Genomic DNA, 12,471 nt, shown 5'->3' with positions numbered 1-12,471 from the left:
GTCAGTTGAAGCCTCCGGACGGTGTCGTGGCCTGCTCTCTTTGCCACATGACGATGGTCAGTTCGGCGTAGAGGACGGTGTGGTCGTCCTGATCGGTCAGCCGCATTTCTATCTTCACTCGCCCGCGTGTTCCGTCGAGAGTGATCTCGGCAATTTGGGCGGTTCCGGTGAGAACGTTGCCGGGTCGGACGGGCACCGGGAACCGTACCCGGTCGAATCCGAGCCCGGCGATCACTGCCCATTGGTTGAGCATTGTTTGTGTGAGCAGCCGTTGAGCGATGGCGATGGTGTGTACCCCGCTGGCGATGAGTCCGCGGAAGTGTCCCTGATCAGCGGCTTCCTCATCGATGTGAAACCACTGGGCGTCCCAGCGGGTGGCGAAGTCGACCAGTTCGGACTTGGAGACGGTGTGATCGCCCAGTTCGAGGATCTGGCCCGGGGTGAAGTCTTCGGCGTAGACGGACGGACTCGGGGGCGCGGCGTTCACAGTGACCTGGCTACGAGCAGCTTCATGATCTCGTTGGTGCCGCCGTAGATCCGCTGCACGCGGGAGGCGGCGTACATCTGGGCGATGGGGTATTCCATCATGTAGCCGTAGCCACCGAACAGCTGTAGGCACTTGTCCACCACGCGGCACTGCATGTCGGTGGCCCACATTTTGATCATGGAGGCGCCGGCGGCGTCCAGGGTGCCCTCGATCTGGCGGCGGATGCCGTCGTCGATCAGCGCCTTGCCGGCGTAGACTTCGGCCTTGCACTCGGCTAGTACGAACTGGGTGTTCTGGAAGTCCAGGAGTTTCTTGCCGAACGCATCGCGCTCTTTGACGTACCGGATGGTCTCGATCACCGCGGCCTCGGCCACCGCCACGCCGGCGACTCCGATGATGAGTCGCTCCCGCGGCAACTGGGTCATGAGTTCGGCGAAGCCGGAGCCCTCCTCGCCAAGGATGTTCTCCACCGGTACCCGCATGTCGTCAAAGAAGAGTTCGCGGGTGTCCCATCCGTGCATGCCGATCTTCTCGAGGACGGCGCCGCGGGAGAAGCCCGCGACGTTATTGTCGACCTCGGCGACTAGTAGGGAGATGCCCTTGCCGCCGGCCGCTGGATCGGTCTTGGCCACGATGACAACCAAGTCGCAGTGGGTGCCGTTGGAGATGAAGGTCTTGGCGCCGTTGACCACGTAGTGGTCGCCGTCGCGGATGGCTGTGGTCTTGACGTTCTGCAGGTCTGAGCCGGTACCAGGCTCGGTCATGGCGACGGCCACCACTTTCTCGCCGGAGGCGAGCCCGGGTAGCCAGCGGCGCTTTTGCTCCTCGGTCCCGTAGGCGTTGATGTAGTGGCTGACGATCGTGGAGTGCACGGTGAAGCCGAACGCGCTGTCGTGCGCGTACGCCAGTTCCTGGGCCACTACAGCCTCGTGGCCGAAGTCGCCTCCCCCGCCGCCGTCCTTTTCGGCGATGTCGGTGAGCAGTAGGCCTGCCGCTCCGGCTCTGTTCCAGAGTTCGCGGTCGACGTGGCCCTGCCGGGCCCAGTCCGCCTGGCGGGGGGTGACTTCTCTGGCGAAGAAGGCGCGGGCGTGGTCCCGTAGCAACTCGTGGGACTCGGTTTGCCAGGTGGGGCGGTGGTCGGGGAACAGGGTGGTGGTCATGATCTTGTCCTTGTCGGGCCGGGTCAGCGGCCGGTGAAGTTCGGCGAACGCTTGGCCACGAAGGCGGCCTGGCCCTCGTGGCTGTCGTCTGAGGCGAGTGAATAGACGAAGTTGCGCTTTTCGTGCTCGAGCCCTGCGGCTATCGACCCGGTCTGCGCGGCCAGGGCGGCGTCTTTGGCCAGGGCCACGGCCAGCGGGGAATTAGCCGAGATCCGCTGCGCCAGGGCGATCGCCTGTTCGACGACCTCGTCGTCGTCGACCACCTTTCCCACCAGGCCGAGGGTGGCGGCCTCGGTCCCGGTGACCAGGTCGCCGCTGAGCAGCAGTGCCATGGCGCGAGGTTTGCCGAGCGCCCGGATGAGTCGTTGGGTGCCGCCGCCGCCGGGGATGACGCCGAGCTTGACCTCGGGTAATCCAAGGCGGGCACCCTGGCCGACGATGCTGGTGTCGCAGGCCAGGACGAGTTCGAGCCCGCCCCCCAGGGCCAGGCCCTCGACGGCTGCGATCACCGGTTTGGGGAAGTTCTCCAGGTCGGCCCATAGAGTCCCCCCGGAGGCCCGCCGCTGCCCGATCAACGGATCGGCCCGCAGGGCGTCGAACGCGGTGATGTCTGCTCCAGCGCAGAACACGCCGCTCGCGCCGGCCAAAACTATGGCGCGCACGGAGTCATCGGTCCGCAGCTCGGCTAGGTGCCCGTTCAAGGCTGCGAACACCGCGGCGTTCAGTGCATTCCGGGCCTCGGGTCGGTTGATGCGCAGGATCGCGACGGCTCCGCGTCGTTCGCTGCGCACCACATCATCGTGTCCGCTCCGGTTGTTCATTCCTCGGCTCCCCGGTAGAGATCGGCGTGGTCGGTGCGTAGCGTCTTTTTGTCCAACTTGCCGACGCTGGTGCGCGGCAGCGCGTCGGCGAAGATGACGATGTCGGGCAGTTGCCACTTGGCGAACTTGTCTTCCAACACGGCGTGGATGTCGTCGACGTCAAGATCGGCACCGTCTTCTTGGACGACGATCGCAACCGGGCGCTCTTGCCACTTGGGATGCTCGATCCCCACCACGGCGGCTTCGCGGACCTGTGGGTGGGCGACGATCGCGTTTTCCATGTCGATCGAGGAGATCCATTCGCCGCCGCTTTTGACCACGTCCTTGATGCGGTCGGTCAGCTTGAGGTAGCCGTCGGGGCGGATCGTGCCGGCATCGCCGCTGCGCCACCACCCATCGGCGAACGCGCCGCCTTTGTCTTCCATCTTGTGGTAGCGCTCGATGATCCACGGGCCGCGCATGAGCACCTCGCCCTGGGAGACACCGTCGTGGGGTAGTTCGGTTCCGTCCGGTCCGACGACCTTGATGTCGATCCCGTTGACCAGCAGACCCTGGGCCCGCTTGAGATCCCACTTCTCCTTCTCACTGAGCACGTCCCGCAGCGTGTGCTTCAGGCCTGCGTTGACGGTGACCAGCGGAGTGGTCTCCGTGGCGCCGTAGGCGTGGATGATGTCGGCGCCGGTGAGGTCATGGAAGCCGCGCATGAGCGTGAGCGACGGTTCGGTCGCCCCGGACAGCAGACGGGCGCGGCTGAAGTCCGGGCGCGTCTTGAGTGTGCGGATGTAGTCGAGCATCGGCTCGAAGATCGCGGGGGCACCGTTGGCTACGGTGACGGACTCGGAGATCATCGCGTCAACCAGCACAGAGGTGTCCTCGGCCGTATACCGTCCGGGCAGCACGACCTTGGCGGCCGAGTAGATGGCCGACTGCGGCAGTCCCCAGCCCTGGCCGTGGAACATCGGGGTGATGACCATGACGGTGTCGTCGTCGCCCATCTTCAACTGCGCTGCCTCGGCAAGAGTGTGGAGGTAGATCCCGCGATGGGAGTAGTACACGCCCTTGGGGCGGCCGGTGGTGCCGGTGGTGTAGCACGCGCTGTACGCCGAAGTTTCGTCGATCATCGGCCAGTCGAAGGTCGATTCCGCGGCCGTCAGCGCGTCTTCCCAGTGGACGACCCCGGGCAGGGTGGTGGAGATCTCCGAGAGTGGCTTGTCCGTCATGACCACCCAGGTCTTCACCCCGACGCCCTGCTCGACCAGCGCCTCGGCCACGGGCAGCAGGGACTCGTCGACCAGCACGATCGAGGCTTCGGCGTGGTCGGTGACATAGGCCAGGTCCACCGGGGCGAGCCGCAGGTTCATCTGCAGCATCACCGATGCGATACCGGGAATCGCCCAGTACAGCTCCATATGGCGTTTGGAGTTCCAATCCAGGATTCCCACCACCGTTCCGGGGCCGGCCCCCAGCCCGGTGAGCGCGTGGGCTGACTTCCCGACCCGCTCGAACATGTCTGCGTAGGTGTAGCGGTCCCAGCCCCCGTCGATGGTGCGGAATACGATCTCCTGCTCGGGGTAGGTCCGGGCGGAGTGCCGCAGCAGGGTGGTGGTGTTGAGCTGGTAACTGTCACCGTGTGTCGACGGCAGACCGGTGACGATGGGGTGGGACGTCATGTTGGTGCTCCTGAAGTGGGGTTGGGACGGTGGCTGGGACGGAGGGGGCTCGTCAGAGGCGTTCGATGATGGTGGTGTTAGCGGTGCCGTGGGCTTCGCAGATGGTCTGTAGCCCGTATCGGCTGCCGGTGCGTTCGAGCTCGGTCAGCAGGTCCGTCATCATGCGGGCGCCGGTGGATCCGAGGGGGTGGCCGACAGCCACCGAGCCGCCGTTGACGTTGAGTTTGTCGTCGGGGACGCCGAACTCTTTTTGGAACATCAGCGGTACTCCCGCGAACGCTTCGTTGACCTCGAACAGGTCGATATCGTCCACCGTGAGCCCCGACCGGTCCAGGGCCTTGCGGGTGGACTCGAGGATTGCGGTGAACTGGATGATCGGATCGGCCGCGGCGACCGCGTGGACCACGAAGCGGGCGCGGGGGGTGAGCCCGTGGGCCTCGGCGAACTCGCGGTCGGCGATGAGTAGTGCGGCGGCGCCGTCGCTGAGCTGGGAGGAGTTGGCTGCGGTGGTCTTGCCGTCTTCGGCGAACACCGCCCGCAGGGACGCCATCTTCTCTGGGTCGAGCTCGGCCCGGATCCCCTCATCCGCGGTCACGGGCTCGCTGGAGTCATCGAGCGGGTCGCGGCGCAGCGGAACCAGCTGGGTCTCGAAGCGGCCGTCGCGGGTGGCAGCCAGCGCCCGCTCGTGGCTCCGGCGGCTGAAGGCGTCGAGTTCCTCCCGGCTGAGGTCGAAGCGGGTGTTCATCAGCTCACTGGACGGGCCTTGAGCCAGCAGTCCGCCGTCGTAGCGGGCCAGTTCGCGGGGGGAGTATTGCGGGCCTAGCGGGGCGCCGGGTTGTAATGAGGATGGCAGCGCCACCTGTGACATCGACTCCACGCCGCATGCGATGGCGAGGTCGTAGGACCCCGCCTCCACACCGTGGGCGGCAAATGCGACAGCTTGCTGCCCCGAGCCGCACTGTCGGTCCACGGTCACGGCCGGCACCGAATCGGGCAGGCCGGAGGAGAGCACCGCATGGCGAGCGATGTTGGAGCTCTGCTGGTCGTGCGTCATCACACAGCCAGCGATCACGTCGTCGATTTTCTCCGGCGCCACATCACTGCGGCGAACCAGTTCACTGAGGGTGGCCCCCAGCAGATCGGCGGGATGCCAGGCGGCCAGCGCCCCGCCGCGCTTGCCGACCGGGGTCCGGACGGCATCGACGATCACGGCCTCGCGGGTGGCTCGGGAACTACGGGGCTGGGGGGAGTCGGTCATGACTGGGTCCTTCCTCAAGGTGGTCAGGTGGTGGGCGCCGTGGGCGCGTGAGTGGTCTGCGCTGTGGCCGGGTGGGCATCGCGAACGGCGGTGAGCGGGATGTCGTGGCGCGCGGCCAGATCCTCCCAGTGGGCCGTGGTGTGCGCGGCGAAGGCGCGGGTGTAGGCGGCGGATGTGCCGTCGCAATCGAGTACTTCTCTGGTGCGGGCCTCGAAGTGCGGTTCGAGTGCCCCCAGGGCGATGTGGCCGTCGGCGGTGGCATAGATGTTGTAGGAGGGCAGAGCCCCGCCCAGTGGTGCTCCATTGCCAAACAGGCCGTGCCGGAGGGCAGCCGCGGAGTCGTACGCGGCCGCGTCGAGAGTGATGCGTTGATGTCCGCCGGAGTCGTGCTGTCCCCGGGCCAGCAGCAGGGCCAGGGCGGCCGAGATGGCCCGCTCCCCACCGACGGTGTCGGCGACCGGGACCAGCGGCAGGTGCGGCGGCCGGATGGTGCCGTATCTCGCCTGATAGGTCAGGTCGTGGCCCGCGACCTCCTCGTCGGCGCCGTCGTAGCCCACGATCTCCACATGGCACAACCGCGGGTAGCGGTCGCTGAGATCGCCGAGGCCGAGTCGGCAGAACGCTGACGGGCGCATGGCGGTCACCAACACGTCCGCCGTATCGAGCAGCGTGGTCAGCTCCTCCAGTCCGCTACGACTCTTGAGGTCGGCCCGACGAACCTCCACCCCCTGTGTCAGTTCTGAGTACCAGGAGGGCGCGGCCACGGCCAAGGCGTCACCCACCGGCGGCTCCACTTTGATCACCGCGGCGCCGAGGTCGCGTAGGCCTGCCACGGCTAGCGGACCGGGCAGGTTGGTAGCCAATGAGACGACCTGTATGCCGGCTAGGGGTCGGAGCGATCGAAGACTCATTTCAGCGACTATACAAGTAGTCAGTAAACTTGTCCACTGTATAGCGTTAACGGCTGGCACATCCCAGTAGACTCGTTCGTCAACCGAAGGGAGACCGCGTGGACCGCCCCGCCCAGCACTCCGGCGACCAGGACCTCACCGCCAAAGCGCGAATCCGTAACGCTGCTCTCGAGCTCTATGCGGCCAACGGCGAGGACCGCACACCGATGCGTGCGGTCGCGGCCGCCGCCGGGGTTACCGTAGGGCTGGTGGTCCATCACTACGGGTCCAAAGACGGCCTGCGCGAGGCTGTGGAGCAGATCGTCGTGGAGCGTTTTGCGTCGGCCCTTGCTTCGGCGCCGACCGACGGGGCCGGCGAAGAAATCGCTCGCGTCCGGAATGAATCCGTCGCGGAAATGCTGGTCAGAAACCCGGAGGTGGTCAACTATCTCCGACGGGCGCTACTCGAACCCGGCGGCCAGCGGGGGCAACTGCTGGAGCGGCTCACCGAACTTACCCACCGGGAGGTCGTTGCGATGCGCGAGACCGGCGCGGCCTCGCGGGGCCGCGCCGACTCCGTCCAGGTGGTCGACGTGATCATCAACCAGATGGGCCGACTGTTCCTGCAGCCGCTGGTGGATGCCGTCTGGACCCACCTCGGGACCTTCACCCACACCGAGGGGCACAGCAAGCCCGAGCTCGGCGTGAGCGTGTCCGGGGGAGGAGCTGTCGATCGTTCCCACGGGTCAGCCACCTGACCCGAGTTTCTCTTTCGCTGAACGTCTGTACAAGAACCGCGTTGGCGGTTACTGTTTCTGCTGTGTCCGGGGTCACATACCCGATCCCGGAGTCTTCAACACCTCAGGAGTCACCATGGCCACTCTCGGAGGCGCCCTCGCGCTCAATGCCCGCCGGCACCCGGACAAGACCGCACTGATCTTCGGCGAGAGCACCTACTCGTACGAGCAGCTCGCGGCCCGGATCAATCAGTATGCGCACGCGTTGGCGTCGCTCGGAGTCGGCAAGGGCGACAGGGTGGCACTGCTGAGTCCGAACTCCGACGCGTACATCCTGGGCCTGTACGGAGCGTTCCGACTGGGGGCCATTGCCGTGCCTCTCAACCCTCGCGTGCCGGCCCGCGAACTTCGCTACCTGCTCGAGGACTCCGGTGCGACGGTGCTGCTGTACTCCGAGGGGCTCGCGGTGGTGGTGGCCGGCCTCGACGAACTCGATCCGCTGCCGTCCGCGCCGCAAAGTCTGGTGCTGGACGAGCCCGCCGCGCAGGGCATCGCGCGGCTCGCAGACACCATGCCGACCACCGCGCCGGAAGTGGAGGTCATCGAGGACGACGACTGCATTATCCTCTACACCTCGGGCACGACCGGGCGTCCCAAGGGAGCGTTGTTCGACCATCACCGCATGCTGTGGGTGGGGAACTCGGTTTCCGCACTCGGTATGAATATCTTCGACCGGAATCTGCACGTCGCGCCGATGTACCACTGCGCGGAGCTGGTCCTGTTCGTTATGTCAGGGTTCAGCCTGGGCACCACTCACGTGGTGCTGCCAGCGTTCGAGCCCAAGGCGGTCCTGGATGCGCTGGAGAAGCACCGCATCACCGTGTTCCTGGGCGTGCCCACCATGTACCAGATGCTGCTGCAGCACCCCGAGCTCGGCACGCGCGATCTGTCCGCGTGGCGGCTGGGCTTCTTCGGCGCCGCACCAATGCCGCCGAGCGCGGCGACCAGCTTGCTCGCCACCCTGCCGCACGTGCAGTTCTTCCAGCTGTGCGGCCAAACCGAAGGCGGCCCGACCGGCATCTTCCTCACTCCGGACGAAGTACGCGCCCGCCCAGATGCCACCGGACGGGCGTCCATCACTAACGCCGAGACGCGGATCGTCGACGACGAGGGCAACGACACCGCGGTCGGCGAGCCCGGGGAGATCATTTACCGAGGCGAGACCATCATGAAGGGCTACTGGAACAAGCCCGAGGCCACCGCCGATGCGCTCCGCGACGGCTGGCTGCACAGCGGCGACGTGGCGGTCCGGGACGCCGACGGGTTTATCACGATCGTTGATCGGATGAAGGACATGATCATCACGGGCGGGCGCAACGTGTACTCGGTGGAGGTCGAACAGGCCCTCGCCGGCCACCCGGACGTGGCCGATGTGGCGGTCGTCGGGCGGCCGGACGAGATGTTCGGGGAGAGCCTCATCGCCGTCGTCACCCCGGTCGAGGGCCGCGAGGTCACCTTGGAGTTGCTCCGCGAGTACGGATCCCAGTTCATTGCGGGTTACAAGCTTCCGCGCGAGCTCATCACCCGGCCCATTCCCCGTAACCCCTCGGGGAAGATTCTCAAGCACGTGCTGCGTGATGCAATCACGGAAGGCACAGTCGCCACCAGCTAACAATCGGATAGCTCGTTAGGCTCCTCTACCAAGCCACCTGCCATTTGGCCCGCTCTGGGAGAGGTCGAGTTCGCGGGATACTCGGCGTCGCCTACTTGTCATAACGTACATTATCGGCACTCTTATCTATCGAGTTCGCAAACAGGTGAATACTCGAGATCATTGGTAAAACGCCAGAACCAGCGGGAACGCGGATTGTTCGCCTCCCGCGGCATGACGCAGCTGCACGGTTCCGTCCGATCTACGTGCAGACATGACAAGATAATTCATCTGATGCATGGAAAGGTCGCGGGATGAGGTGCGATGCACCGTGAGTTCGCCGGGTCTCCCGTCTGACATCACCTGGCGCGAGCGCGCAATATGTCACTGTGACGATTCTGCACGTCTGAGTGGATTCAGTTCTTCTGCAGCATGTATGGACCACTGCCTCCTTACTGGTTGCTCGATACAGCGTGGCCCCGAATCGTTGTCGGCGCCGGCGCGGGTCTGCCCCACTGATATTTGCCGAAACTCTATTCATTGGATGAATAGAGGCGTATGGTGCTGGATTATGAGTGGTGAACACCCACTGCCTGGTAGCGCCCCGTTACGACTCGTCTCGTCTGGCGCCGAGTTGCTTCGTCCCGAAGAGCAGATCTGGACAGAGATGCTCGAGGGTTGGAAATCGGCGCTGATGGCACGCACGTTGGGTGCATCCACGATCTATGGCTACCTGCGAGTCCTTCAGGATTTTCAGGCAGTCTCTGGCGACTACCCGTGGCGATGGATGCCGCAGGACGTCGACGAGTACGTCACCACGCTGAACGCACGCAATGGCGGGACGGCCGCCAAGTCAACCATTCGCGCCTATCTGATGGTGGTCAGGGGCTTCTGTAGCTTTCTCTGCGAGCCGGTCTACCGGTGGCCAGACCTGTGCGCCCAGGTCTTCGGCGAATACCCGTCGCAGATCTGCTTCGCCTACAATCTTCCGGTCCATGTCTCTGACAACGAGGCGGAGCCAGAACGGAGAGCGTTCTCCCGCAATGAAGTTCAGACCCTGTTCGACTACTTCGACGACGAAGTTGAGCGTCTCTACGCGAAGAACAACAAGGCCTGGCTGACCACGCTGCGCGATTCCTGCATCGCAAAGGTTGCTTACGGCTACGGCCTTCGTCGTCAAGAACTCCTACGACTGCAGATCCATGACTTCGGACCGAATCCACATGTGCCGCAATATAAGGCCTTTGGTGCTGTCTACGTCCGGTACGGCAAAGGGTCGCGTGGCTCCGCACACAAGCGACGTACTGTCTTGACGGTTCCCCTGATGGACTGGGGTCCGGATGTGTTTGAGGCGTGGGTGGGCGCAGAAGGATGCCGACAACTCATGGGACATGCGGCGGACTCGCCCTGGCTGTGGCCGTCAGAACGCGGTGACCAGTTGACCTTGAACTCGTACGCCACTCGATTCACAGGCCATCGTCGACGTGCCGGTTTGCCAGATGGTCTGTCGCTTCACGGGTTTCGCCGGTCGTACGTCACGCACTTGATCGAGGACGGCTACGATCCGCTGTTCGTGCAACAACAGGTGGGCCACGAGCATTCATCCACCACGGCGCTCTACACCCAGGTGAGTTCGGACTACCGACAGAAGACCCTGCAGCGCATGATCCGCGAGCGACTCGCATCCGCGGCTGTCCCCTACGGCGAAAGCAACCAGGCATGAACGTTCAGAAGCGCGTCGATTTCCATTGGAACCTGCGAAAACTCATGGCCGACCGCAATCTGTGGAAGTCGACCGAACTGGTCACCCTCCTTCGGAGCCGCGGTATCACTCTCTCTCAACCTCAGGCGTACCGATTGATGACGGGCAAACCGGAACGCATCAACAGCCGGGTCTTCGCCGCGCTGTGTGACATCCTCGACTGCTCCCCCGCCGAATTGTTCGAGCCCGTCGTGGTGATGCAAGGTAGGGCAACCGGAACCGCACCCGACATTCTGCCGGCAGGAGAAGCCCGACCGAAGAAGGCTCCCGGGGTTCGTCGCGTTCGCGTGGTCGATTCCGACGACGGCCCACGAGATACCTAGGCCCGCGGTGATGATAGATGATGGCACGCCGGAAGCCCGCACCCGAACCTGACCGGTACGAGCCGTGCGAACGATGCGGTGAGGCCTATCTCACCGCCGCGTGGTGGCAGGACACCCCAATCTGCTGCTATTGCTACAACCAAGCCAAACGCGTTGTCGGGCAATGTGTTGAATGCGCACACTCAGGAATTGTCCCGGGACGCACACCGACCGGCCAATACCTGTGCCGCACCTGTAGCGGCATCCAACTCAACGTCGATTGCGTCGAATGCGGAGCCGAGGCCGAGCTCTACCGTCGCGGTCATTGCTGGCGCTGCGAGCTCGCCCATCAAGTCGACGAACTCCTCACCAACCCGCACACCGGTGTCGTCAATCCGCAACTGGCCGGCCTCGCAGCTGCGCTTAAACAGATGCCTCGCGCCAACAGCGGGGTCACGTGGCTGCGAAACCCAACTGTTCGCGCCGTGCTCCAACAGATCGCCGCCGCCGACACTGTGGACCAGCGACTGCTGGCAGCGCTACCGGTGAACCGTTCGTCCGTGCACATTCGCGCCCTCCTCGATGAGCACGGCATCGATGGCGCCCGAGTGGATTTCCGGACCAGGTTCACCGCGTGGGCCGACAGCAAGCTCGCGACGCTCACCAACCCTGACAATCAGCTCGTGATCCGCAGCTACATTCGGTGGCATGTGTCAAGACGATTCGACGACAAGTGCACCAACGGAACGTTTCTCGCCGCCAAGCAGGGAGTGACCGTTGCAATCGACTTCCTCAACTTCCTCGACATGCTGCAGATATCGGTCACCGACGTCGATCAAAGTCAGGTCGATACGTTCGTCGCGTCCGGCACCGAAACCAACCGGCTATTGAGCCGATTTCTCCCGTGGGTAGTCGCCACGTATCGATTGCCCCCGCTGACGATCGCGCCTCACCAACGCGGCACGACACGAGCCCTGACCGAAACCATGCAAGTCGAACAACTCACACGGCTCTTTGCCAACGACGCGCTGACTCCGCGCGATCGCCTGGCCGCTGCGCTGATCGTGGTGTTCGGGCAGCCCACTCACAAAGTCGCCGCATTGCGATGGGATCAGATCAACCGCGAGGAGACCTGCACCATCACCCTCGGAAAGCACCCAATCGTATTGGAGTCGCCATTGGATCGGCTCGTCGCCGAGGTCGCCGAGGCGACAACCAACCGGCAGACCGCCGCGCATAGCGAATCGGTGTGGGTCTTCCCCGGTTATCAGCCTGGGAACCATCTCAACGAAAGTCACCTGAGGCGCCGCCTCAAGGCACTCGGATTTCCCTCGCTCACAACGCGTCTCGGTACCTGGCAAACCATCACCCAGACCTCACCGCCTCCTGTCCTTGCAGACGCACTCGGCATCCACACACAGACGGCGATCAATCATGCACTCCGCGGATCGAGTCAGTTTGGCGCATACGTTGCAGCACGAAACGGCCAACGCGAGCAATGACTGTCGGTCGATCAGGCGCTGCGCAACTGCAGGATGGCGATTTCAGGCGGCGCACCCACTCGGACGGGCGGTCCCCAGGCGCCGGCCCCATAGGTGGTGAACACGGTGGTGTCCTTGTAGAAGTCGAGTCCGGTGACTGCGGTGTCGGCGGCAGCAGCGGCGGCGTAACGCAGCGGCCACATCTGCCCGCCGTGCGTGTGTCCGGATACCTGGAGATGGGGCTTCCCCCCG

At 64.6% G+C, this 12,471-nt stretch carries 11 protein-coding genes and 1 pseudogene; 5 read left to right on the top strand and 7 right to left on the bottom strand.

What is annotated here, in order from left to right:
* Window position 1: 1 nt before the first annotated feature.
* Genes ACH46_RS19370 through ACH46_RS19345 form a run of 6 tightly spaced genes read right to left on the bottom strand, consistent with a single transcriptional unit; the run spans window position 2 to window position 6,307 of the window.
* Window positions 2-487, bottom strand: coding sequence for a MaoC/PaaZ C-terminal domain-containing protein (locus ACH46_RS19370; protein WP_006897079.1), 486 nt, complete (start codon window positions 485-487; stop codon window positions 2-4).
* Entirely contained in the window at window positions 484-1,647 is a 1,164-nt protein-coding gene (locus ACH46_RS19365) for an acyl-CoA dehydrogenase family protein (RefSeq protein WP_062394403.1), read from the bottom strand. Before ACH46_RS19365 ends, ACH46_RS19370 begins: the two co-directional genes overlap by 4 nt.
* Before the next feature lie 23 nt (window positions 1,648-1,670).
* The gene (locus ACH46_RS19360; RefSeq protein ID WP_008382197.1) at window positions 1,671-2,468 is read right to left on the bottom strand and encodes an enoyl-CoA hydratase/isomerase family protein; all 798 of its coding nucleotides are present in this window, start codon (window positions 2,466-2,468) and stop codon (window positions 1,671-1,673) included.
* A complete protein-coding gene (locus tag ACH46_RS19355) occupies window positions 2,465-4,138 on the bottom strand; it encodes a long-chain-fatty-acid--CoA ligase (protein WP_006897082.1) in 1,674 nt (557 codons plus the stop codon). Before ACH46_RS19355 ends, ACH46_RS19360 begins: the two co-directional genes overlap by 4 nt.
* 52 nt (window positions 4,139-4,190) lie before the next feature.
* Complete coding sequence (locus tag ACH46_RS19350; protein WP_020171229.1) at window positions 4,191-5,396, bottom strand: thiolase family protein; 1,206 nt, start codon at window positions 5,394-5,396, stop codon at window positions 4,191-4,193.
* A 23-nt stretch (window positions 5,397-5,419) separates the two neighbouring features.
* Window positions 5,420-6,307, bottom strand: a complete 888-nt coding sequence (locus ACH46_RS19345) for a CoA transferase (RefSeq protein WP_035734503.1) — start codon at window positions 6,305-6,307, stop codon at window positions 5,420-5,422.
* A 98-nt stretch (window positions 6,308-6,405) separates the two neighbouring features.
* On the opposite strand from ACH46_RS19345, the gene ACH46_RS19340 reads away from it, so the two are divergent.
* The 5 genes from ACH46_RS19340 (at window position 6,406) to ACH46_RS19320 (ending at window position 12,240) form a co-directional block, all read left to right on the top strand.
* Complete coding sequence (locus tag ACH46_RS19340) at window positions 6,406-7,044, top strand: TetR/AcrR family transcriptional regulator (RefSeq protein WP_020171231.1); 639 nt, start codon at window positions 6,406-6,408, stop codon at window positions 7,042-7,044.
* A gap of 115 nt (window positions 7,045-7,159) precedes the next feature.
* Window positions 7,160-8,695: an acyl-CoA synthetase gene (locus tag ACH46_RS19335; protein WP_058253280.1), complete on the top strand. Its 1,536-nt coding sequence runs from the start codon at window positions 7,160-7,162 to the stop codon at window positions 8,693-8,695.
* Between the two features lie 550 nt (window positions 8,696-9,245).
* On the top strand, window positions 9,246-10,397 hold the full coding sequence (locus tag ACH46_RS19330) for a tyrosine-type recombinase/integrase (protein WP_062392914.1): 1,152 nt from the start codon (window positions 9,246-9,248) through the stop codon (window positions 10,395-10,397).
* Window positions 10,394-10,759 carry a helix-turn-helix domain-containing protein gene (locus ACH46_RS19325; protein WP_062392913.1) on the top strand — a complete coding sequence of 122 codons (366 nt, stop codon included), beginning with the start codon at window positions 10,394-10,396 and terminating at the stop codon, window positions 10,757-10,759. The genes ACH46_RS19330 and ACH46_RS19325 overlap by 4 nt, the downstream gene beginning before the upstream one ends.
* Before the next feature lie 17 nt (window positions 10,760-10,776).
* Window positions 10,777-12,240 (top strand): site-specific integrase, encoded by a 1,464-nt coding sequence (locus ACH46_RS19320; RefSeq protein WP_226995584.1) that lies wholly within the window; start codon window positions 10,777-10,779, stop codon window positions 12,238-12,240.
* An 11-nt stretch (window positions 12,241-12,251) separates the two neighbouring features.
* Here ACH46_RS19320 and ACH46_RS20950 read toward each other — a convergent pair.
* Window positions 12,252-12,455, bottom strand: a pseudogene (locus ACH46_RS20950) (metallophosphoesterase); the annotation flags it as partial.
* Window positions 12,456-12,471 lie beyond the last annotated feature (16 nt).

This window comes from Gordonia phthalatica (assembly GCF_001305675.1).
GTDB classification, from domain to species: Bacteria; Actinomycetota; Actinomycetes; order Mycobacteriales; family Mycobacteriaceae; genus Gordonia; species Gordonia phthalatica.
The sequence above is the reverse complement of the archived record's forward strand: the minus strand, read 5'-3'. Positions and strand labels throughout refer to the sequence as shown.